Origin of the sequence: Neolewinella lacunae (genome assembly GCF_014349155.1) — a bacterium.
GTDB lineage: Bacteria > Bacteroidota > Bacteroidia > Chitinophagales > Saprospiraceae > Neolewinella > Neolewinella lacunae.
In genome coordinates, this window is sequence record NZ_JACSIT010000098.1 from 95,401 (window position 1) to 118,032 (window position 22,632).

A 22,632-nucleotide genomic window follows, 5' to 3' on the forward strand; every position below is an offset into this window, starting at 1 on the left:
CGGACCAGCCCACCGTGGAAATAACGCGCAGTCCGCGCCGATGTTCTGCCGCCGGGGGGGCTAACCCGCGCCCGCGTCAGCTGGTCCGCTAGGCGATCCCCAGGTGCAGGATCCGGCCACCGGAGTAGTTGACGGGCATGGTGCTTTTGCCGATGACGATGCCGTCTTCGGGGGCTTCGTAGCGTTCTTTGACGTTGCCAAAGACGTCGCGGAGGGTGGCAACGGACTGTCCTTTGCTTACCCGCTCCAGCAACTCCACCTCCAGCGTCAGCAGGCCACCGGTGTGGGTATAGAGCCAGTAGCTTTTGCGGCAGAGGACCGGCGGGTTTTCGCTGGTGATGATGTCGTCGGCAGTCATCTTGAGATGGGAAAGTACGTTGTGGACGCCTTCGAGGCCGCTGCGGATGAGTTTGCGTTGGTAAACGCCGGGGTTGCCCACCTCGAGGGTGATGGCCGGGATGCCCAGCTCGGCGGCAGCCCCGCGCAGGGTACCATCGCTGGGGGGATTATGGACGATGATCTGGGGGTTTTGCAGCATCGCCAGCTGGCGGGTGGTCTCCTGGGCCATGTCGGCCCGGACGTAGTAGCTGTTCGTCCGCCCGCGGCTGGCGGTGTGGAGGTCGAGCAAAAAGCTGAAGTGGCGGATGGCGCGCTGGATCAAGCGGCTGGCGAAGACCTGGCTGGCGTTACCCCTGGGGTTGCCGGGCATGATGTGGTTGAGGTCCGTCCCGTCCAGATAAAAACGTTGCTGGCGGAAAAAACCGGGGACGTTGACCACCAGCAAGCCGATGATGGTGCCATGGAGTTCTTCCACGTCGAGGTCCGCAAAGAGGCGCTGGATGACGCGGATGCCGTTGAGCTCGTCGCCGTGAATGGCCGCCGTCAGGCCCAGCGTTGGGCCGGGGTAGCGGCCTTTGGCGATGATGACGGGGATGCGTACGGGCTCCCCCAGGGCGTCGCTGACCAGGCGCAGCCAGTAGTGGCGGCAGGTGCCCGGGGCTACGTCGGCCTGGGCCAGGTCAGTGATGATGGGTATGGTGTCTTCAGCGGTTTGCATAACAGTAATTGAAAAGTTCGTCGATGGCTTGCTGGAGGATGGGCCGGCCAGACTGGGCCTCCGCCTGGGGAAACCCCCCAATACTGAGTGTGTTCAATTCGGAGAGGACGCGCTGCCCGTCGTCGCCCACCAGGGTGTCCATGCCGAAGAAAACGACGCCTTTGGCCAGCAAGAGGGGGGCGATGACGTCAATCATCTTTTGTTCCACCGCGTCGATTTCGGCGGGCACGGAGCGTCCGCCCTGGGCTACGTTGCACAACCAGCCATCGGGCGGCGGCAGGCGCAGGGAGGCCCCGAGGACTTTTCCGTTGACTACCAGGATGCGCTTGTCCCCTTCCGTCACGCGGTCGAGAAATTTCATAGCCAGGTAGCCTTCGTTGCGGAGTTGGGCGGTGCGGCGGGCCAGCCAGGTGGCCAGCGGGAAGGTTTGGCCGTCTTCCTCGGCCGAGCCGTTGAGGATTTTCACGATGCCATTGCCGCCGTGGGCGTAGAGGGGCTTGAGCACGGCCGCAAAGCGTTCGGCAAAGGCGTAGACTTCGGCCGGGCTCTGGACGAGGGCCAGGGGCGGGCAAAATTCGGCAAAATGGCGGAGGTAGGCCTTGTTGCCGGTCTCCAGCAGTCCGGAGGGTCGGTTGATGATGAGTTGGGCATTGGCTTGGGCGGCGGCCTCGACGCGGAGCAGGAAGGCTTCGCTGGCGGGGTGGGGCAGGCGCATCCATACCACGTCGTAATCAGCCAGGGCGGCGGGGAAGGTGTTGTGGGTAAAAACCTCTCCGGCCGGTTGGTAGGCAAAACCTTGCCCGACCACCGCGCACTGCACCTGCGTCAGCGCCCGCGCATCAAAAAAGGCGGCGTTGGCGGGCAGGCCCCGACTGGCGATGTGCAGAACGGCGCAGCGCGGGTCGGCGGCCAGGCGGGGAGCGAGGGCGTAAAGCGAGTTTTGGTCAGTGTGGTCGCGGTGGTCCGTTAGGATGAGGAAGCGGAGCGCTGGGTTCATGGAAGGATTTCCCCGAGGAGCGTCGGGTCGTCATTGAGGGAGGCAAACAGGCGCATGCTGAATTTGCCTTTGCTGGTGAAGAGGCTTTTGGCCATTTGATCGATGGCAATGGTGGAGAGAACGGTCTGGATATAGGCCTCGATGAGATCGTCCATGCCCAGGCCCAGCTTGTTGAAATCGCGCCGGTCCATGAGCATCAGGCGGTTGGTATCGCTGTCCCATTTGTTTTCGCTGATTTTTTCGGAGAGGTTGGTGCCGAGCATGGCCCAGCTATCGGTGCCACTTTCGAGTTGATCGGCCAGCGGCGCTTCGGCGCGGCGCGCGTAGCAGCATAACGGCCGGATGCCTTTTTTCGTGCTGCTGACCATCATGCGGATATCGGTAACGAAGGTGCGGGATTTTTTATCGGGGATGGTGCCGACGTGGTAGAACTTCCCATCGACGGCGGCGGAGCTCCAGTTGTAGTTGCCGATGAGGCTCTGGACGATGAACTTTTCGTAGTCGATTTCGGCCGCCATGAAGTTGGCCAGTTCAGTGGGGTTGGTGATGGTAAAGACGCCCTGGCCAGCGTTGCTGTAGGGGATTTTGACGACGGCCTGGCCACCGAAATGGGCTACCCAGAGGGGGATTTGCTCGCGGCTGACGTCCCAGATCGTTTCCGGCGTATGGATTTTGAGGCCGTACTGCCGCAGTTCGTCGTTAAACTGATCGTAGGCTTTGGCCGCTACCATCTTGTTGCGTCCGCCAGCCAGGCAAGCCACAATGGGATTGAGGATGCGCGTTTTGCAACTGATGGGCAGGCGCGACCAGGGGCGCTGCGTCAGGTAGCGGAAGGCGGCACGCAGCCTGACCCACTCTCCGTTGTGGTAGGCGTAGAGCCACTGGTCTTCCACCTTGAGGTAGCGGTCTTCGGCTCCCCGGTAATCGGTGATGAGCAGCACCTCCTCCTGAAATACGTCGGCAATGGTGGCAGCGTAGCCCGTCACTTCCATCGGGTTTTTGTCGTAGATCACGGCCAGGCGACCGTCTTCGGGGTCGGTTTTGCCGCGTTGTTTGACCAGCGGCAGGAAGGTGCGTTCGATGAGCAGGCGGTAGCTGCCTTCCTCGGCGTGGTCATCGAGCAGAGGCATCGATTTTTGGCCGGAGGGGCAGGAGTTGTTTTCGATGATGACCATGCGGCGGCGGCCGTGGGCGGTGGTGGCATTAATCAGGTCCGCTCCGCCCCAGAGGAAGTACTTGCACTCGTAGCTGAGGAGTTCTTCCAGCCCGGCACGATCCACCTGGGGGTTGAGGTGGCAGTACCGATTGATGATGCGCTGGCGGTCCAGATTAAGGAAGAAACTCACCATCGGGTGAATGGTGGCATTGAGGGCCTTGGGGTACCAATGGTCTTCGGCGCGGAAGTTGCCCGGACGAACCGGGCGGGGAGGCGTGTTATTCACGGTGGTGGTTAAGGTGGGACAAAATTAGCAGTTTTTGGGGTGGCGAAGTGGCCCGAAAAGTTTGTTGAAGTTGGGACAATCCGGGCATGGTCCTTTAAAGTTGCCGGGCTTGGCCCGCGAGCGGCAAATGGCGGCAAACCAGCTCTAAAAGCAACGGAAATTTAACAATGCAGGTTTGTTTGACCCTAAACTTAAACCCATGTTGTCCCACACTTAAAGCAACCAGGAGAACTTTGCCGCCATATTGGAAAGACATGATACGTTGGCTGCTTTTCCCGGGTCTTTTTCTTTTTTTTGGGGGTTGTCCTTTCCCGCCGGACTCCCCTCCCCAACGGATGCTGGAGGCGGGCATTGCGGTTAATCTCCAGCTGGGTTTTGCTGCGCACGCTTCCCCCAGTCCCTTCCCGTACGGCGTAGCAAGCGGTGACCCCCTGGAGGATGCCGTTATTTTGTGGACGATGCTGGATACGCTGGCCGCGCGGCAGGACAGTACGGTGCACTGGGAAATCAGCCAGGACCCTGCCTTCGCCTCCCTGGCCGGGAGCGGTGAGGTGACGACGAGCTGGGCCAACCACTACCGGGTGAAAACAGACGCTGCGAACCTGGCGGCGGGCACCACTTATTTTTACCGCTTTCGGCACCGCGACCAGTGGTCGGAAACAGGGCGGACCCGTACGGCGCTGGCGCAGGATGCAGAGGAAGTCGTTCGATTAGCCGTGGTCAGTTGCAATGCCCTGGAATGGGGCTACATGAATGCCTTTGAGCGCATTGCGACGCTGGACGACCTGGCGGCCGTAGTCCATTTGGGCGACTACATCTACGAGTACGGCAGTGGGGTGTACGGCGATACCACGCTGGGGCGTTTTCATGAGCCGCGGCACGAGATTGTGACGGCCCGGGATTACCACGAGCGCTACGCCCAGTACCGGCGTGACCCCCAGCTGCGGGCCGCGCACCGGGTGCATCCGTTCATCTGCGTGTGGGACGACCACGAGGTGGCCAACAACAGCCACACCACCGGCGCGGAGAACCACGACGCCGCCACCCAGGGCGATTACCTGACGCGGATGACGACGGCCAAGCAGATTTATTACGACTGGATGCCCATCCGGGAGCAGGCCAGCGGGGCAATTTACCGGCGCTTCGATTTCGGGCAGTTGGTGACCTTGCACATGCTCGACGAGCGACTGGCGGGGAGGGATGCGCCGGCCGAAAGCTTCGATCCGGCCGAAGTGGGCGATACGGCCCGGCACATGCTGGGCGAAACCCAGTTGGAATGGCTCTGTGATGGACTGGGAGCCAGCCAGGCCGCCTGGCAATTGATTGGCAACCAGGTCTTGTTTGCCCACCTGGACCTCAGTAAAATCCTTCCCGAGTACGCGCTCAACCTCGATGCCTGGGACGGCTACGCCTACGAGCGGCAGCGGTTGCTGGACAGCATCGGCCGCTACAACAACCCCAACACCATCTTCCTGACGGGCGACACCCACTGCAGCTGGTACCTGGACATCAACGACGGAGAGGGTAAGCGCCTGGCCCACGAGCTGGGTACGCCCAGCGTCAGCAGCGCCAACTACGACGAACTCATTGGTGGGTGGGATACCCTGGCGGTGGCTTCCTACCGGCTGTACCGCGATAACGCGCACCTGCACTACACCAATATTCAAGACCACGGCTACTTATTGCTCCAGCTGGACGCTGAGCAGGCCCGCGCAGAATTCCATTTTTCCAGCAGCATCCGCCACGTAACGGCCCACGAAAAGGCCACCAAAATTTTCACTCTCCCGTATGACCATCGCAACGCACGCTAAGGTTTCCGACCAAACTTTTCCGCCCACCGCTTATCCGCCCCGGGGCAGAACGGAGGTGCTGAAAGACTGGCTTTTTGAGCGCATCCACGGCAATAAGCTCGTTTACAACACCTGCTGGGAAGATCCGCGCTGCGACCGGGCGATGCTGGATATCAATGCGGAGAGCGAGGTGGTGATGATTACCAGCGCGGGGGATAATGCCCTGGACTATTTGCTCGACGGGCCGCGGGCTATTCACTGCGTGGACGTCAATCCCCGGCAAAATGCCTTGCTGGAATTAAAGCTGGCGGGACTGGAGTCCCTGGAACACGAAGACTTCTTTGGCTTATTCGGCCGGGGGTGTCATCCGCAATTCTCGTCCATCTACACCCAGCACCTGCGGCCGCGCCTGAGCGAAAACAGCCGGGAATACTGGGATGGGCAGGCGCGGTATTTCAAGCCCTCGGGCGTCCGGCAGGGCCTGTATTTCCACGGCAGCAGTGGTTTATTTGCCTGGTGCGCAAGTCGTTTGCTTGCGCTGGACGGCACCTTACGCCGGGGCCTCGATGATTTGCTGCAAGCTCCGGATTTGGAGACGCAGCGCAATAAATATTACGCGCTGGAGGATAAATTACTGGATCGGCTGGTGGGTGGCCCCTGGCGGCAAAAAATCAGTTTGAGTTTGGTGGGGGTGCCCGCTTCGCAGCGCTATTTTATTGAGCAGGAAGCGGGTGGATTGAGGCATTACGTGAAAAATGCATTCCGGCATATTTTTACGGAATTACCTATCCATGAAAATTACTTTTATCACCTTTATCTGAAGGGGCAATACAGTGCGCGCTGCCACCCGGCGTACCTCGCAGAAAAGCATTTTGCTGTACTGGCGGAGCGGTGCAGGGATATTCATCCGCACACGACGACGGTAGCGGAATTTCTGGTGCGCAACCCGGCAAAATATTCCCAGTTCGTGCTGCTGGACCACCAGGATTGGCTGGCGGCGAATGCGCCGGCTGCGTTGGCCCAGGAGTGGCAATTGATCCTGACCAATAGCCGGCCGGGTACGCGGATTTTACTCCGCTCGGCGGCATCGCGCCCGGAGACGGTGCCGGACTTCGTACGGCAGCGGGTGCGTTTCCGCCATGACCTGAGTGCTCCCCAGGCCAGGCTGGACCGGGTAGGGACGTACGCTGGGACTTTTCTGCTGGAGGTGGTGGAGTAGGTGGTGGCTTTGCGGAGGCCGGGAGATGCGGCAGTAGGAATGAAGACTACTCTTTTGGCGCCGCCAGCCGTGGGAGGAGATAGACGTAACAGACATCGTTTTCAAAACTGCGTTCTTCCATAAAAGTGAAACCCAGTCGTTCGTAAAAGCGGTGGGCCCGGGTGTTCGTCTTCAGCGGATCAATCAGGATACCGGTAACTTCGGGATGGCGGAAACAGCGCTCGATGGCCAGTTGCATCATCCGCGTGCCGTGGCCTTGGCCGAGGTGGTTGGCTTCGCCGATCCAGATGTCGATGGCGCGCAGATTAGGGGCCACATCTCCCCAGTAGTGCGTCTCCTCGTGGTAAGGGTCAATGATTTGCAAGAAGCCGATGGGCTCCCCCGCAAGCTCGGCCACCAGCTGTTCGCGCCACGGGGGCTCGCGGGCGAGTTCTTCGGCCCAGTTCCAGTCGTCGGAGGGGTCGGAGTCAACGACGTGGGGCTGGGTATCCCAGTATTCAAGCAAGGGAAGATCGTCGAGGGAAGCCGGTCTTAGCTGGAGCATCGGCAACGGATTTTTATGGCAATTTAAGGAGTTCGGCTAAACTGGATCTTGGCCTCTGGTCCGGTTTGTGCCGCAAGCTTAGGTCGCGCCAGACTCGAGGTCCGGATTTAAGGCTGGTCTACTCCGGCGGAGGAAAAACGCCGGACTGATCACCGCCATCACCAGCAGGGAAAAGAACAGCCCGCCGATCGTTCCCGCCGCCAGCGCGTGCCAGAAGACTTCGTTGCGCCCCCCCAGCAGAAAGGGGAAAAGGCCAGCGGAGGTGGACAGGACCGTCAGGACAATCGGCGTGGCTTTGTGCCTGACGGCCAGCGCGTAAAGCCGCGTTTCCGGCCAGGCGGGGTATTGCTTGCGGAGGTGGTTGAATTCGTTGACGATTAGGATGAGGCCATTGACGGCCAAACCCGTCACCAGCAGGAAACTGGTGTAGCCGCCCTGGTCGAGCCGCACGTTGAAGAGGTAGAACGTCAGGAAAATGCCGATGCAGGAAATGGGGATGAGCAAGACGATGTTGAAGGCCTGCCGCAGCGACTCAAAAAGGATGGCGCAGATCAGGAAGATAAGGACGATGGCCAGGCCCATGAGTCCGCTCAGCTGCCTGGCCTCGCTGTGGTAAGTGTACTGGGAGACCTCGGCGGTGAAGCCCAGGGGCATGGCGGCCCGCAGCGTATCCAGGCAGGCGTCGCGGTGTATGACGCCGAAGCGGGCGCTGCCCAGGTATTCGTAGGTGACCAGGCGGAGGTACTGCTGGTCTTCCTTGTGCAGCGCCTGGGGGGCAATGCGTTTTTCGAGCTTCGCCAGGGTGGGGAAGTGGAGTTGCCCGCTGTCTTGGGGGACGCTCCAGTTTTCCAGCCGCCAGCGGTCGTAGCCCTGGGTGTTTTCGGCGACCAGGGCTACGGGCACGCCGCTGCGGAGGTAGAAATCGGGCTGCTGGTTTTGGTCGAACCAGGCCAGGGCGCTCCGCAGGTCATTGATCGCCAGGCGCTGCCGGGCCAGGGCGGGCTGCTGGACGCTGAGGAGGTATTGGTAGCGGTCTTTTTCCCACCAGTTGAGGTTGGCGTCGGTATTGACTTCCTGGATGCGGGGGTGGGCCAGCAGCATTTCGGCCAGCTTCGCGGCCTGGGCATCGAGGCCAGCCTGGTTGTAGCCGCGCAGGGTGATGGCCGAAAAAGAGGGGCTGTTGTAGCTGTCGTTGCTGAACGACTGCCCGACGCCGTAGATGTTCCACTTCACGCCGCCGAAGTTGACGGCGTAGGCGGTGAGGCGGTTCTTGAGGGTGTAGGGGAAGCCGTCGCGGCCATTGTCGGGGAAGCTGATTTCCAGGCGGGCGTTCTGGCCGCTGTAGACCTGGGTGGTGAACTGCTCGATGCGGTCGCTGAAGCGGCCCAGGTAGGCTTCCACGCGCAGCATCACGTCGTTGAGTTGTTCCAGAGTGGCGCCGTCGGGCAGGGCGGCGTTGACGTAGAGGTGGGTCTCTTCGGGCGGCCGGTAGCCGCTGCCTTCGTAGACGTAGTAGGAGAAAAGGCGGAAGCTGCCGCCCAGGATTTTGTTGAGGGGCGGGCGGAGTTGGTCCTGGTAAAAATCGGAGCCAATCGTGTCGTTGTACAGCGTCCAGCCCTCGACCTGGCGGGGGAGCCACCAGATGGGGATCCCGAAGGCGAGGATGGTGAGGAAAAGGACGGTTTTGCGGAAGCGGAGGAGGAAACCGAGCAGGCGTTCGTAGCGCGCGGGTGCGGCGGCATCCGGAGGCGCGGGCAGTGCGGCGGCCTGACTTCCACTGCTCTTCCGTTCCAGCCCCGGCACCAGCGTCAGCGCCACCAAAACCGACGTGCTGAGGTTGATGGCCATGACGCGGGCGAGCTCGAAAAGCTGGATGCGGAGCTCTTCGCTGAGGAACCAGATGACCGAAAGGCTGGCCAGCGTGGTGAGCGTAGCGCCGATGATGGCGGGTGCGACGGGTCCGCCACCGGGTCGGCGCAGGCCATCGATGGCGATGATGACGTTATCGATCATGATGCCGAAAGAGACGGCGATGCCCGCGAAGGCGTAGAGGTTGAGCTCCACGCCCAGCAGCCAATAGAGCCCGAAGGCGAGGCCGAGATTGACCGCCAGGCTGTATAAAACGACGCCCAAACGCCGCCAGCTGCGGTAGGCGAGCAAGACGAAAAGCAGCAAAATGCCGAGGCTCAGCACGGTACGCTGCCGGGTTTTGGCCAGTTCGGCGCGTAAATAGCCCGTCGCGTCGTCTTCCAGCCGCAGCGTGTACCCGGGCCGCAGGGTGTTGGAGAGGGCGCGGACGCAGGTGCGAAGATCGTTGGAAAGAGCGAGGCGATTGGCATTGTTGTTGGCAAAAGCGAGGAGCCGGACGCTGTTTTGGCCGTTGATGCGGTAGTGGGAGGTGGCGGGCAGGGGCAGCTCGGCCACGGAGGCGAGGTCGCCCAGCCGCAGTTGTCGGCCCCGCGGCGAGGGGATGGGGATGGCCCGCCAGTCGGCCGCAGTCAGCGAATCGGCACTTTGGCTTTCGGCGAGGAAGGCGTAGAGTTGCTCGGTGCCTTCGTGAAGGAAACCGAGTCCCTGCCGGGCGAAGTAAGTTTGTAGGAAGGCCTGGAGTGCGTCGGCCGAAAGGCCGGCGGCGGCCATGGCCTGGGGCCGCAGGGCGATGCGCCAGTGTAGGCGGTTGCCGCCGCTGACGGCCAGGCGGTTGAGTCCGGGGACGAGGCTGAGGCGAGGGGCGAGGTCTTCGCTGGCGTAGCGGTAGAGTTCGGTGGCTTCGGCCGGTCCGCTCAGGGCGTAGGTGAGTACGGGGCTTTCCGTCTGGTCTTCGTTATCGGCGGGGGCGTAGTCGATGACGGGGTAACTCAGCCCCGGGGGCAACTGGGGGTAGAGGCGCCGGATTTGGGAGGCGACGTTGAAGCGGACGAAGTCGCCGTCCGCATCCCGGCGGACGTCGAGCGTGATGCTGCCCTGCCCTTGCCGGCTGACGGAGGCGATCTTTTCTACGTCGGTCACCAGGGCGAAGGCGGCTTCGAGTGGGGCGGTTACCTGCTGTTCGAGGGCCTCGGGGTTGGCGCCGGCCCAGGCGTAGCTGATGCGGAGTGTGGCCGTGCCGTTGCTGGGCTGCCAGCGGATGCTGAGCTGCGGCAGGAGCAGGTAGCCGATCAGGGCGAGAGCGGAGAGGAAAAGGACGGTGGGGTAGGCGCGCATGGGGATAGCAAGGTAAATGTTTTTTTTGGCGCTGGGCTCTGTTTTTGAACCACCATTTTAGAGCTTCGCTCTGTTTTTTAACCACTAAGAACACGAAGAGGGGCTAAGGATCTTACACCATTGATATTCTCACGGGGTCAAAAACTTAGTGTGTCTTAGTGGACTCAGTGCCCTTAGTGGTTCAAAAAAAGCTGCGCAGCAGCCCCAAGGGCTCATAAAGTGAAACGAATAAGTTGCTGTTAACGAAGCACCTTTATTTTTTTGACAAGATTTTGCTCTAAAAACCATGCTTACAACTACTGGTTTTTTGAACCAAATGGTGTGAAATTTAGGTAGTAATTTTACGGCTTCTGGTGCTGGAAACAGTTTGTACCGTCTAGCCTTGTTTCCCCGTAGCGCTACTGCTGCCCTTCCCTCCGGTGCGGAATGGGCTAGTGGGTAGTAGGACGGGAGCCGTGGCAATAACTTAAACCCAAACACATGTCTAGAACCCAAAGTACGAAAACGAGGTCGCAACTGGCTGAAGAGCTGTCTATTGACCTCAAACGTTTAAAACCACTATTGCTAGGTTACGGAATTGTGTTACCTCCTGGCCCGATCTACCCGCCCTACCAGAAGTGGGTGTACGAGTGGATTGCCTACCCGCCCGGGGTGAGGCCAGCGGATTACGAAGAGGTCCCGATGCCCGAACTTTGGATAAATAAAAGACGGGATGAATCGCAAAAAGAGGAATGAAAGTTTGCGGGTATCACCTGGAGGATCGAACTTTCGGGAACTTTCGGGAACTTTCGGGAACTTTCGGGAACTTTCGGGAACTTTCGGGAACTTTCGGGAACTTTCGGGAACTTTCGGGAACTTGTATTTTTTGAGCACTTAATTTAGCCCGTGACAACAGACATCATCAGGTCTTTTTGCTGGTGGCCCGGTGCCGGAGTGGGTTAAGGATGGTTGAATTCGTTTTACTATGAAGCGTTTTATTTTCAAAAGCTTTTGCGTACTGTCTTTGGCTTTGTTTTTTGGAGGAACGCCAGTGGCTGCTGTTGGTGGCGGTGGTGGTGGTGTTGTTGGTGGCGGTGGTGTTGAAGGGGATAAGGCTACGTGTTATGCCTCATATTCCAATTGTGGAATGGGCAATTGCGTTAGCAGACTTATTTGTGAGGGAAGGGGTAAATGCACTCGTCAATTTACAGGAACTGCGTCAGACGAAAGCCGTTGTTAAATTACGTTAAATATTGGGCGCAATTCAGATTGTCGTAGATGCATTTTTGTAATTCGACCCAGACCGTAGTGTTTTCCGCCATTTTATCAGGATTCTTGTAACGGTCTTGTAATCTGGTCCGACAATCTGAATTGCGCCATTAAATAGTTAAATAGGATTTATTGACGCCCCCGCTTCCCTATTAGCGAATTTAAGGCATTACAAAAAAAACCGAATTTTAATTTATTAAGTAAATAGAATTTTACTTAATATTAAAATCAATGTAAAATTTTTTAGTTTTAAAGAGTCAGTAATTGATTTTACTGCGGTGCCTTAACCCTAAAATGCCTAAAAAGTGTCTACCAATATAAGCAGTAATGGAATATTCGTTATTTTTACAGACCATAGATATTCATCGAATTAAAAGGATGGCTTGATTTTTTATAATTAAATATCCACTTAGCGGTATCCAAAAATGTAAACAAGGACTAAAAAATGCTTTTAAAAATTGTTGAATTTTTGGGTGTAAACAAATTTTGTCTATCTAGGCGGTTAATCATTTAGTAAGTTACTATTTATGATAATAAGTGTGTCGAGTTGTATGGTTACTTGGTTTAGTCAGGCGCTTAATATGTTCAAACCGATTCACACAATTGTTGAATTTTCATCCACTAATCCAGTTAAACGACCAAATGCATTTTCAAACCGTCATCGGCAGTTGTCTCTGCTTCCTTTTATTAAGTACCTGCGCGGATTCCGATAAGCCAGGCACTCTATCGCTTGATTTACCAATTGAGGACACTTTGGCTTTCGTTCAACTAAATTTGCCACACGAGGTGTATAATGTCGGCAGAATAGCTACCGTAAACGAGCAGTTGGTTATTTTTGATCGTAGTAATCAAGGGCGATTCAAAGTCTTTGGGCTTCCTCATTATGAATACTTATTTACCTACCCAAAGGACGGCGAGGAGCCTGATATGCATTCGTTTATCGACCACTACTCCATGGAAAGTTGGAATGGGCGGTTTTACTACTTAGATTACCCCTACTACCGTAAAGTAAACATCAACCAGCAAGATAAAACCTTCGATCGGCTAAGTGCTGTTGATTTTTCAAATATCAACCAAGACGTCAATCGCGTTGTCCCACTAAACGACACGCTATACATGACCATGAATTATACGCCTGAGTTAGACGAATACCAGCATCTGCTTTTTTCCAGCAACCATTCTCAAGTGTTGGAAAAATTTGGCGTGTATCCGGAAGACGGAACGCTTTTCGAGGACCCCATGGAAAAGTCTATGCACTACATCTACCAAGCAGTAAGTAATGCTCAAGCTGGTCGGATAGCCGTTTTTTACGGATCGGTCAACTTGATAAGGTTCTACAATTTTGCTGGAGATCTAATCAAAGAAATAAAAGTGGGGCCTTACCAAGCCCCAGCATCCATGGATGAGCAAAAAGTGTATTTTCAACAGCCACAGGCTGTTTCCGAAGGTATCTACGTGCTTTACTTTGATGTACACGACCTTTCTTTCAACCAAGATCCCGAGGGAATCCGGCCAGAAATACATTTGTACAGCTGGGATGGAGAACTTCTACGTAGGTTCTTTATTGATGCCCCAGTCTACACTTTTGGGGTAGCGGATAAGGCTAAAAAGATCATTGCGGCTACAGCTTGGGAAGGCCAGCCTATAATAGAGATGGAGTTGGTGGAATAAATCTCAGTGGGCTTAGTGTACTTGGTGAACCACTCATTTTTGGCGCTTCGAATTTTTTGCCATTTTTGGGCGCTTCGCTCGGTTTTTGAACCACTAAGAACACGAAGAGGGGCTAAGACGAGTGGTAGAGCCGCTGTGCGGCGACTGCTTCCCTTTTTGCGAAAATTCACCGTGATTGGAAGGGTGCTCTCGGCGAGGTAAAACGTATTGACCTCACTTCGCCGCATAGCGGCTCAACCAGGTGCGGCTCCAACACTTAGTGTGGCTTAGTGAACTTAGTGCGCTTAGTGGTTCAAAAAAAAGCTGCGCAGCAGCCCATAAAAAATAAGGGTGCCTAGTGTGCTGGGGCGTTAAAAAATCTCCGCAGCAGACATTTCACCAATTTGCACGTTATTATCCCTACAACCCAAACGCAACACCCTCATGATGAACCATTCTATCTTTTTTCTCCTACTCGCCCTCGCGCTTTGCGGCTGTTCTTCTACTCCGGAAATGGCCACCCCCGAACCAGTTTCCGACTCCGTTTCCCAAGACGGCGTGCCCCTGGTCGTAGTAATTGACGCGCCGACGGCTGACAAAGGAACTTCCTTCGGCCCCCACCGCTGGACCTACAACGGCTATACGGCCAGCCACGTCCTCAGCACCATCAGCGCTGGCCCCATCACCGTTGCTGACGATAAAGACAAGGTGATCGACTTCGAATTTCGCTTCCCCGATATGACAACAGAAGAAGCCCGCCCCATCGCGATCCAAGCCATCAGCGATGCCGTGGGCGGAAAACTGGAAAGTGCCGAAGTCAGTCAAACCTATTATCACATGACTTGCGGCGCACTGCCCGTTACGGAACACATCCCGGGTGACGAGGAAGGCACGAAATGGAGCGTCCATAATGAACAGGCCGCGGCCTACGAGATATCTCTGGAAGAACTCCAGGAACTACTCGAAAAGTACCGCGAAGAACTTTTCACGGCTGCGCCCGATGCTGCATGCAAAGTGTCCATTAAGCTCGATATCCTTGCACCCTTGGCCAACTTAAGCGAAAAGCTACGCGCCCAGGCGGGTGTGCAGTTGGAAGAAAAACAACGGCAGGTGATGGGTTATACGGTGAATTAATTTGCTGAATGGCGCTTCGCTTTTGTTTTTGAACCACTAAGATCACGAAGAGGGGCTAAGAATTTTTGGCGCTTCGCTTTGTTTTTGAACCACTAAGGACACGAAGAGGGGCACAGACGAGTGGTAGAGCCGCTATGCGGCGACTGCTCCCCTCTTTACGAAAATTTACCGTGGGTGGACTGGTGTTCCCTGCGACGTAAAACGTCTTGACCTCACTTCGCCGCATAGCGGCTCAACCAGGTGCGGCGACAAAACTTAATGTGTCTTAGTGGCCTTAGTGCGCTTAGTGGTTCAAAAAAAGCTGCGCAGCAGCCCTCAAACGCATCTTCATGCGGGTACATGGGATTGGCAAATCTTTTCCATTTTCAAATCTACTGAATCCTGATTCAGCCAAACATCGCAATGCCGAAAGCCAAATTTTATCTCCAGGGTCGATGAGAGGCTGCAACATCAAGCAATTGCCTTATTTTTGGGAAAGTGATGCTTTTCTTTTATCCTGTTAACTCCTGAAGCGATGATGAAATTTTACTTCTTATTGCCTGCGGTGCTTTTCTTCGCTTGTGGTCCTAACGGTTCGGCGGAAGTAGCCAGCGGAGCTTGTGAAATTGATAAGTCTGTTTTCATTGAGGTGCCAAACGTAGGTTTTGACGCCAGGTATCGGCACACCCAATACCTGGAGGTAAATGTCCAAGCGCTGCTGTTCGCGTACAGCCCGAAATTCAGCAGGATCGATGTGCTGAATCTGGAGAATGGGGAGCGGCAGCCCTCCATCAATCTTGCCCAGGAAGGACCGGAGGCCGTAGGGGACATCTCCAGTTTTTACGCCATTTCCCGCGACTCCATTGCCATTTTAACCAATACGGATTTCCTCTTTGTGAACAGCGAGGGCAAAGTGCTGGATCGAATGAAGATCAATGGTAGCAACGCGGACTTTACAGGCTTGGACTTTAAACAACATTACCTCTACAATAGCCCCATGAACACTTCCCCCATAATGCCCATAACCGGAGGGCGTTGGGCCGTGGCCGTCCGGCGCATTGACGCCTCACGGGAGATGCCTGCTTTCTACACGGGTACTAAAATGGTATTGCTGGACCCTCAGGCAAAAACAATCGAAGAGACAGGGATTCAATTTCCCGAAGCGTTCCACGCCGCTCATTTTCCGGTTAGCAGTTTGCTGGCCTGTAGAGATCAAGATGGACTCACTTTTGCGTTTGGGAGTGCCATGCGTTTGTACCACTACCAAGAAGCTACGGGGCGGATTGGAGAGATCAATCTCGTTGGGGATGGCTACGAAAAGGGCATGGAAACCTATCTTGGAGACTTTTACGACGAGGAAGCTATGAAACGTTATTTATCGGAGAACCCTGAGATGATGAGCGTCTTGTTCAATCCTTACCTCGGGCAGTACTACCGGTTTCACTACGCTCCCTATCACTTAGAATTGGCGGGAAAAGAGGGCTCGCGAGGCCACCTTTACCTTACGGTATTGGATACTAACTTTCGTATTCTTGCCCAGGAAAATCTCCAATGGGACTTCCAGTACTACGGAGCGACGCCAACGCCCAAAGGTTTACTTACCTACACCGCCAATGATCAGGAAGACTTGTCTCGGTTCACCTATTTGAACGTGGTTTGCCTAGGCCAATAAATCAAAACCACAATCAACGTATCTCGAGCGAACCTCTTATATTACGCCACGCCCGGCAACCGCCCAACAACCGACTGCCTAAAAAATCCAAATTCTTGCCATGGAAAAATTTCTAATCTCCCTACTGTGCCTACTGGTTCTGCTGGGCTGTAATAGCAGGGAGGCCCCTTCGGCGCTGGAAGCTGCCACCACAATTAAAGGCCAGATCGAATCGCCGTTGCAGGGGTGGTACAAAACCGCGCAACCTACGTCTACGGTGCCCGGTGAAGAGGCATTTGTCGGGTACAATGAGCCAAACCATAGTTTGGATTTCTTTCGCTTGCAAAACGGTACCGTGGTATTTGAGCAGCTGATTAAACTCACCTTTGAAGGCCCCAGAGGCATTGACGAAATTCGTGCGCTGCACTACGTGAATGCGGATACAATTTTTTTAGTTGCGCGCAATCACGTAGTGATAATAAATGAAAAAAATAAGGAAATTTTTCGCTTGAATGTCTCTACAGAATTCGGGAACAAAGTGGACGGACTTGATTTTTCGCTCTACCACCCTAACGTCAGGCAGGAAATGGGGGTCAATACTTGGTATAGGAATGGCTTACTTTACCTGCCTTTAAATTATTATGCTAGCGATCCATTGACTGAACTTGATGCCCTAGGCCCAGATATTGCTTTAATAAGCTATCTAAATGTTGCCGAAAAAAGCTTCGGTGTGCTACCCATCCGCTATCCAACATTCTTACAAAAAGAACTATACGGGTTTGCAAGTTCAGCGAGATTCGCCTATTCAGACGATAAGATAATATATTATTTTGCGGGCTTTCCAGATTTGTACCTTTATGATTTTGCTTCAGAAAGGGTAGAACATTTACCCTGCGCTAATGATCTTGCCGATACGCCTCCCTTGGGTGCGATGGAAATCTTAGATCATTCAAGAAATGTAGTGCACTATGAACACGGGGTAGTTTCCGAGAATGAAAAGTACTTTGTACAGGCAGTCTTCATCCCTAATACGGACCAACCTGGAAGTCAACTGTTTTTACGCCGAACGGACCTCACAACGGGCCATGCTGACATCATCAAAGCTCCACGACGGACTGCGGGTAGCGGGATGATGTTGTTCAACGATAGCTTATGGATGCCAAATATGGCTTCTTCGGAAGACAGTCTCAGTTTTACCGTGCTGTCGTTTTGAGTGGATAGAATAGCGGTTTGTGAAAATTTTTCTCCGGGCGATAGAGAAACAGCATAAGGGTTTATTGCGTTGACCTTCCGGCGCAGGAGTCTATTGAGACAGTGATAGGAATAAAGTGTAAACAAAAGTCGTATTTTTGGTAATTCAATCCTACACCAGCAATTCTCAGTTTAGCCCTTGATCCCTCTCCCTCGGCTTATTTCTGGGGCCCCTACCCCAGAAAACGCGTCCAAGGGAGAGGGATGACCTTTCAAGCTAAATTTTGGCAAAGAGCAAAATTTTATTTTGCCAGGACAGCTTTTACAACCAGTAGAGGAGGGTTTTCTTTTGGTTGTAGCTAGGTGGTAGACTCGAAATGACTAAACTGAGAATTGCTGATCCTACACCAAAACAGTTTACCATGAAATCCTGCACCTTACTACCGCTCTTCCTTGCGCTACTCTTCAGCTGCACTGCTGAGCCCCAAGACGAAGTCGCCCTCAATTCCAGAGATCTTTCGGTTTACGAAATAGACAACTCCCAAACCCTACCGGTTGCCGATGTGAATGACTACTTCGAGCTTACCAGCATCACCATTGATCCAGCGACTTCGTTAAAATTAGGTGGCACCATTGATAAGTTTGTTTTAATCGGAGATACCCTGATAGTTTGTGCTAGAAGGAAGGGTGTTGTCACTGCCCTGTCAAGCGAAGGAGAGATATATTGGCAGCTCATTGCAAACGCTCAAGATTTCAATATATTTTCTACGATTGGCCTATTTGATTACAATAAATTTACCAAACTGATAGAAATAAGTGATTATACCGAGAGGTCTTTTTATTACTTTTCATCTGATGGCTCTTTCCACCATCGGGAAAGTTCCGAAATTGATTTTATGGATCGGGCGCACCTCACGCCTAGCGTAATGGTGTATGACATTTTCGACTTCAATAATACGCACCTCATCAAGGACGAGAAAAGGTACAAGTACCTACGCACAACGGATGGAGAAAACCTCACACCGCTTGTTCCGATGCCCTTGTGGCAAGAAGGAGTAGTGCCTATTGGAGGATTTGACAATTTTAGCGAATACAAAGATCAGATCTTGCACCATAGTGACCTGTACGATACCATTTTCTTAGTTCAGGAGACACAGGTTCAACCCTTTTCAGTAGTTACCCTTAAAAGAGGAGGTTCTACACAAAGTGTGATGGAAGACAGCAGAATTCCCGGAAAGCTGCAATTTGTCATGGACGAAAATATGCCATGGATCACGCAAGCCATCCCTGAAAAAGACCGGCTTTTTACCAGCTATGTCGACAACTTCAGCCGCTTTTTCTCGATCATCGATCAGTCCAAGGGCGTACAGTTAAACTCCCGTCTTCTCAAAATTGAGGACGCTACGTGCATTGCACCCTACAGCTATTGGAACGGCTACTGGCTCAGTAAGACTTCGCCCTGGGAACTTGAGTTCTTCAAATCACTCGAAGCAGCGGGTACCCCAATTGATGAAACAGTAGTGAAATCTTTTTTTGAGCAGCGGCAAAACCGGGATGATCTCAAAGGGGAAACATTTTATTTGCTGAAAATGCTTTAAATCAGTGAATAGAATTTGTGGCGCTTCGCTTTTCTTTTTTAAACCACTAAGAACACGAAGAGGGACTAAGAATCTTTCACCATTGATATTCTCACTGGGTCAAAAACTTAGTGTGTACTTAGTGTACTCAGTGCCCTTAGTGGTTCAAAAAAAGCTGCGCAGCAGCCCCCCAAAACGAAGTTTTCCTAGCGATTCAAAAACCGCTGCCTACCAGGCCCACCCAAAACCCGGTACAAAAACGGCACCACATACAAACTCGCCAAAGTCCCCACCGTCAACCCCCCGATCACCGTAATGGCCAGCGGTTGTTGCAATTCCGCCCCCAGCCCGCTGGTAAACAACACCGGAGCCAGGGCGAGAATAGTAGTCAAAGAAGTCATCACAATGGCCCGCAGGCGACGCTGGTTCGCCCGCCGGAGCGCCGCATTCAGGGGCAGCCCCTCCCGCCGACTTCTCTCGATCATATCCACTTTAATTATGGCATCATTCACCACAATGCCGCCGGAAACCACCATCCCAATCAGGCTCAACAGGTTCAAACTGCCGCCCGTTAGCCACAGCGCCAACAGCGCACCCACCAGGCTCACCGGCACAATCAACAGCACCACCAACGGCAAGCGCAAGCCCTCAAATTGTGCAGCCAAAATCAAGTAAAGCAACAATAAACTGACCAATAAAATACCCGCCAATTCGCCAAGCCGGGTCTGGTCTTCCAGATAGCGGCCCGCCAGTTGGCTGTTCAAGGCCGGGTAGCGGGCGGCCACGGAAGAAATCAACTCCACCGCCTCCGCGCCGGGCGCGCCAGCGAAGGGCAGCGCCAGGTATTCGCCAGCGCGGTCGGCCGTCAGCACGCGGTAATCGCTGCGCCGCTCGCGCTCCAGCAGGTAGGCCAGCGGAATCTCGTTGCCGTCCCGGTTCGTCACCGTCGCCGCCAGCAAACGTTGGGCCGAAAGGGAGTCTGCACTGGCCAGCAAAACGGGCAGCGCCCGGTCATTCACCCGCAGCCGCGTCGCTTCATTTTCACTGAACAGAGTCAGCAGCCGGCCGCGCAATACCTCGGCGTCCACACGGCTGATGGCCAGCTGCGGATAGTCGATGCGCAGGGCCAAAGCCTCCGCCCGGCCGGGCAACTCCGGCGCAAAACCAGCGGCCGCCAGCCCAGCCACCAGCTCGTCCACGGCCTCTGGCGGCGGCGTCCCCCGCTCCCCCGTAGCGCGCAGGCGCAGTTCCAAATACGGCGCATCATTCAAAAAAATGCGGTCAAAAAGATTGGCCAAGGGACGAAATGAAATGCCCGCACGCGGATACTGCGCCCGTACTTCCGCCAGCCACGCCGCAGCAAAATCTTCCGCCGCTGGGGGGGCTGCCAAAAAATATTGCAGCTCCGCCGCATTCATCGCCTGGTTTTCCTCGGCCAGCAAAAATTGATTTTCGCCCAGAAACGCCGCCGTTTGCCCCCCAAAACGCGCCCGCCAATCGTCATTTAGGGCGCGGACGCGGGTGCGGTGGACGTCCAGCGGAAGCGCCTCATTCCACTCAATACGCAGTTGGTAATCCGTCCTGCTCAACGCCGGGAAGCCCTGGCTGGGCAGTGCCCGGACCAACACCAGCCCCAATCCAAACCACAACAACAAGAGCAAACCCTGGCCCAAACGGACCCAAAGCGACGGCCCTTCTTCAGAAATAATTTTCTCCGACGCGGCAACGGACGCCGCCTCCACCCGCCCCCGCCCCAGCAGCGTAGTCAGCATCGGCAGCAGAAAGTAGGCCACCGCCAACGATGCCACCAGGGCCAGGGTGACGGAAATGGCCTGGTCCCGGAACAGGGCCCCGGCAATGCCACTGAGCAACACCAAGGGAAAGAATACCGCCACGGTGGTCAGCGCACTACTCAGCAGTGGCCGGATCACCTCGTTGGTGGCCGTCGCTACCCGCGCCCGTTCGTCCACCTCCGTCCCCCCACGACCCTGGTACTGCCGGATGTTGTCGAGCACGATGATCGAGTTGTCAATCATCAGTCCCACCCCCAAAATCAGTCCCGCCAGGGAAATGACGTTGATGGAAAGTCCCACCAAATAAAAACCCAGCACGGCAATGAGCAAAGCCACCGGTACGGCCAGGCCAATGAGCAAGGGCCGCCGCCATTCCCGAAAAAAGGCGAAGAGAATCAGGATGGCGAAGCCAGCACCATAGAGGAGTCCGCCGGTCAGGTTGTCCATGCTGGCCCGCAGCACGCTGGTTTGGTCATTGTTGAGGGCAAAGTGGAGCTCGGGGTACTGCGCGCGGAGGTCATCCAGCAGCAAGCCGAGGTTCTCCCGCAGGTCAAAAAGACTGGCGTCGGCGCGCTTGCGAACGGTGAAGACTACGCCCGGCTGCCCGTCGTAGAGGTAAGTGCCGCGGGCCGGGCTGGCTTCGTAACTGACCTCCGCCAGATCCCCCAGGGCCACCGTCCGGTCTCCGCCGAGGTTCAGGTAGAGCGCTCGTAAGTCTTCGGTAGTGCGCAGCCCGCCGGTGAAACGGACGGCGTATTCGTAATAGCCATCGCGTAGCAGCAGGCCCCCCAGTTCTACGTTGGCCGATCGCAGTAAGCCACCCAGGTCATTTTCCGTTAAACCCACCGCGCGGAGGGCGGGCTGGTTGGGCCGGATGACGATGCGGGGATTGCGCTGCCCGCTCAAGTCCGCAAAAGCCACCTCGGGCAGTTGCTCCAGCCGCCGCCGCAGTACGTTGCGGGCCAGTTCCGAGAGCTCCAGCATTTCGGCCGCCTCCCGTTGCACCGCCGCTGCGGGCAAGGCTCCCGCCACCGCGTCCCGCGCCCGGAGCGTAACGCTGAGCTGAACGACGGGGATGTCGCTCACGTCCGTAGCCAATACCCGGGGGCGCTCTACCTCCCGGGGTAACTGGTTCATCGCCAGGTCGATCTTTTCGTTGACCTCAATGAAAGCCAGGTCTGGGTTCGTCCCGAAGGGAAAATCCAGGTAAAGGATGGCCGCTTCGTCGCGGGCCCGCGATTGAATATCCGTCAGGCCATTGACCTGCAGCAGGGTATTGCGCAAGGGGGCAACGACCGCATCTTCCACCGTACGCGCCGCCGCGTTGGGGTAGCTCACCTGTACACTGACGCGGGGAATGCCCACCTCCGGCAACAGCGAAATGGGCAAGCGCGCCGCCGCCAAAAGGCCAAGCACGATAACCGTCAGGGTAGTGAGCAAAACGGCAACGGGGCGGTGCAGGAGTTGGTAAAGAATGTCCGATGTGTTGAGGGTAAGCGATGCCAGCAGGAGTACCCGCTGTACTGATGCCCAAAAATAGGCAATTCTTTTGGGTGGGTGGGGTGTTTTTTTGGAGTGTGAAAGTATTTTAAAGGCTTTCCTTTACCACGGATCCAGGGAGGCTGGTGTGTCGATTGTACCACCAAAAATAAACTGGCAACAATAGCAGCTCTTGGTTTTACTCAGAATAGTTCAAAATTTTTTTTATTGCTCCTGTCCGCTACATACCAAGTTCAAGTAAGCAATGGTCCGCTACGGTTTGAGGCAACACTTTAGCAAAGTATGCATATAAAGAGGGCAAGCCCTATCTTGTTGGTTCCTTACACCGTACAGATATGACTTGCCCAACGAAGATCGAAATCCTCGTCGCCTCAATTTTGCAAAAACTTCCTGGTATTTCCGCATGGCGCTACCGCTTTTTGCTCCATCTTTTCGTTTTGTGGCCCTCAATGATTGGCCGACGGAACTTTGTCAACCTAGGTCGTCAAGGCGAATATTCTGAGTTCACTTACCGTAAGCACTTTGGTAAACGCATGGATTGGCTGGGCTTCAACAGAGAGTTGAGCGAGCCGTTTTTAGGCCCCAACCGTATCATTGCTCTCGACCCCTCATACCTGAGTAAGAGTGGCAAGCATACTGCTGGAGTCGGTTATTTT

Annotated in this window: 14 protein-coding genes and 1 pseudogene; 9 read left to right on the top strand and 6 right to left on the bottom strand. The window is 55.2% G+C overall.

What is annotated here, in order from left to right:
- Nucleotides 1-88 precede the first annotated feature (88 nt).
- Genes H9S92_RS09680 through H9S92_RS09690 form a run of 3 tightly spaced genes read right to left on the bottom strand, consistent with a single transcriptional unit; the run spans nucleotide 89 to nucleotide 3,496 of the window.
- Complete coding sequence (locus H9S92_RS09680) at nucleotides 89-1,057, bottom strand: succinylglutamate desuccinylase/aspartoacylase family protein (RefSeq protein ID WP_187466509.1); 969 nt, start codon at nucleotides 1,055-1,057, stop codon at nucleotides 89-91.
- On the bottom strand, nucleotides 1,044-2,054 hold the full coding sequence (locus tag H9S92_RS09685; RefSeq protein ID WP_187466510.1) for an ATP-grasp domain-containing protein: 1,011 nt from the start codon (nucleotides 2,052-2,054) through the stop codon (nucleotides 1,044-1,046). Before H9S92_RS09685 ends, H9S92_RS09680 begins: the two co-directional genes overlap by 14 nt.
- Complete coding sequence (locus H9S92_RS09690; protein WP_187466511.1) at nucleotides 2,051-3,496, bottom strand: ATP-grasp domain-containing protein; 1,446 nt, start codon at nucleotides 3,494-3,496, stop codon at nucleotides 2,051-2,053. Before H9S92_RS09690 ends, H9S92_RS09685 begins: the two co-directional genes overlap by 4 nt.
- Before the next feature lie 254 nt (nucleotides 3,497-3,750).
- On the opposite strand from H9S92_RS09690, the gene H9S92_RS09695 reads away from it, so the two are divergent.
- Both H9S92_RS09695 and H9S92_RS09700 read left to right on the top strand, forming a co-directional pair.
- The gene (locus H9S92_RS09695; protein ID WP_187466512.1) at nucleotides 3,751-5,307 is read left to right on the top strand and encodes an alkaline phosphatase D family protein; all 1,557 of its coding nucleotides are present in this window, start codon (nucleotides 3,751-3,753) and stop codon (nucleotides 5,305-5,307) included.
- Complete coding sequence (locus H9S92_RS09700) at nucleotides 5,285-6,505, top strand: BtaA family protein (RefSeq protein WP_187466513.1); 1,221 nt, start codon at nucleotides 5,285-5,287, stop codon at nucleotides 6,503-6,505. Before H9S92_RS09695 ends, H9S92_RS09700 begins: the two co-directional genes overlap by 23 nt.
- Nucleotides 6,506-6,551: 46 nt before the next feature.
- Here H9S92_RS09700 and H9S92_RS09705 read toward each other — a convergent pair whose 3' ends face one another.
- On the bottom strand, nucleotides 6,552-7,049 hold the full coding sequence (locus tag H9S92_RS09705; RefSeq protein ID WP_187466514.1) for a GNAT family N-acetyltransferase: 498 nt from the start codon (nucleotides 7,047-7,049) through the stop codon (nucleotides 6,552-6,554).
- Nucleotides 7,050-7,127: 78 nt separating this feature from the next.
- A complete protein-coding gene (locus H9S92_RS09710; protein WP_187466515.1) occupies nucleotides 7,128-10,253 on the bottom strand; it encodes an efflux RND transporter permease subunit in 3,126 nt (1,041 codons plus the stop codon).
- A 1,016-nt stretch (nucleotides 10,254-11,269) separates the two neighbouring features.
- Here H9S92_RS09710 and H9S92_RS09715 point away from each other — a divergent pair.
- The 6 genes from H9S92_RS09715 to H9S92_RS09740 all read left to right on the top strand — a co-directional run bounded on the left by H9S92_RS09715 (nucleotide 11,270) and on the right by H9S92_RS09740 (nucleotide 18,704).
- On the top strand, nucleotides 11,270-11,482 hold the full coding sequence (locus H9S92_RS09715; protein WP_187466516.1) for a hypothetical protein: 213 nt from the start codon (nucleotides 11,270-11,272) through the stop codon (nucleotides 11,480-11,482).
- Between the two features lie 661 nt (nucleotides 11,483-12,143).
- On the top strand, nucleotides 12,144-13,172 hold the full coding sequence (locus tag H9S92_RS09720; protein ID WP_187466517.1) for a BF3164 family lipoprotein: 1,029 nt from the start codon (nucleotides 12,144-12,146) through the stop codon (nucleotides 13,170-13,172).
- 423 nt (nucleotides 13,173-13,595) lie between these two features.
- Nucleotides 13,596-14,285, top strand: a complete 690-nt coding sequence (locus tag H9S92_RS09725) for a hypothetical protein (protein ID WP_187466518.1) — start codon at nucleotides 13,596-13,598, stop codon at nucleotides 14,283-14,285.
- Between the two features lie 514 nt (nucleotides 14,286-14,799).
- Complete coding sequence (locus tag H9S92_RS09730) at nucleotides 14,800-15,936, top strand: DUF4221 family protein (protein ID WP_187466519.1); 1,137 nt, start codon at nucleotides 14,800-14,802, stop codon at nucleotides 15,934-15,936.
- Between the two features lie 100 nt (nucleotides 15,937-16,036).
- Nucleotides 16,037-17,128 carry a DUF4221 family protein gene (locus H9S92_RS09735; RefSeq protein ID WP_187466520.1) on the top strand — a complete coding sequence of 364 codons (1,092 nt, stop codon included), beginning with the start codon at nucleotides 16,037-16,039 and terminating at the stop codon, nucleotides 17,126-17,128.
- 400 nt (nucleotides 17,129-17,528) lie between these two features.
- Complete coding sequence (locus H9S92_RS09740) at nucleotides 17,529-18,704, top strand: hypothetical protein (protein ID WP_187466521.1); 1,176 nt, start codon at nucleotides 17,529-17,531, stop codon at nucleotides 18,702-18,704.
- Between the two features lie 185 nt (nucleotides 18,705-18,889).
- Here the strand turns inward: H9S92_RS09740 and H9S92_RS09745 are convergent, their stop codons facing one another.
- A complete protein-coding gene (locus tag H9S92_RS09745; protein ID WP_320055161.1) occupies nucleotides 18,890-22,063 on the bottom strand; it encodes an efflux RND transporter permease subunit in 3,174 nt (1,057 codons plus the stop codon).
- A gap of 248 nt (nucleotides 22,064-22,311) precedes the next feature.
- On the opposite strand from H9S92_RS09745, the pseudogene H9S92_RS09750 reads away from it, so the two are divergent.
- A pseudogene (locus H9S92_RS09750) lies at nucleotides 22,312-22,632 on the top strand (transposase); the annotation flags it as partial.

Excerpts from the sequence above, each read along its gene's own strand:
- H9S92_RS09680 (WP_187466509.1), bottom strand. The coding sequence starts at position 1,057 with ATGCAAACCGCTGAAGACACCATACCCATCATCACTGACCTGGCCCAG.
- H9S92_RS09685 (WP_187466510.1), bottom strand. The coding sequence starts at position 2,054 with ATGAACCCAGCGCTCCGCTTCCTCATCCTAACGGACCACCGCGACCAC.
- H9S92_RS09695 (WP_187466512.1), top strand. The coding sequence starts at position 3,751 with ATGATACGTTGGCTGCTTTTCCCGGGTCTTTTTCTTTTTTTTGGGGGT.
- H9S92_RS09700 (WP_187466513.1), top strand. The coding sequence starts at position 5,285 with ATGACCATCGCAACGCACGCTAAGGTTTCCGACCAAACTTTTCCGCCC.
- H9S92_RS09705 (WP_187466514.1), bottom strand. The coding sequence starts at position 7,049 with ATGCTCCAGCTAAGACCGGCTTCCCTCGACGATCTTCCCTTGCTTGAA.
- H9S92_RS09710 (WP_187466515.1), bottom strand. The coding sequence starts at position 10,253 with ATGCGCGCCTACCCCACCGTCCTTTTCCTCTCCGCTCTCGCCCTGATC.
- H9S92_RS09720 (WP_187466517.1), top strand. The coding sequence starts at position 12,144 with ATGCATTTTCAAACCGTCATCGGCAGTTGTCTCTGCTTCCTTTTATTA.
- H9S92_RS09725 (WP_187466518.1), top strand. The coding sequence starts at position 13,596 with ATGATGAACCATTCTATCTTTTTTCTCCTACTCGCCCTCGCGCTTTGC.
- H9S92_RS09730 (WP_187466519.1), top strand. The coding sequence starts at position 14,800 with ATGATGAAATTTTACTTCTTATTGCCTGCGGTGCTTTTCTTCGCTTGT.
- H9S92_RS09735 (WP_187466520.1), top strand. The coding sequence starts at position 16,037 with ATGGAAAAATTTCTAATCTCCCTACTGTGCCTACTGGTTCTGCTGGGC.
- H9S92_RS09740 (WP_187466521.1), top strand. The coding sequence starts at position 17,529 with ATGAAATCCTGCACCTTACTACCGCTCTTCCTTGCGCTACTCTTCAGC.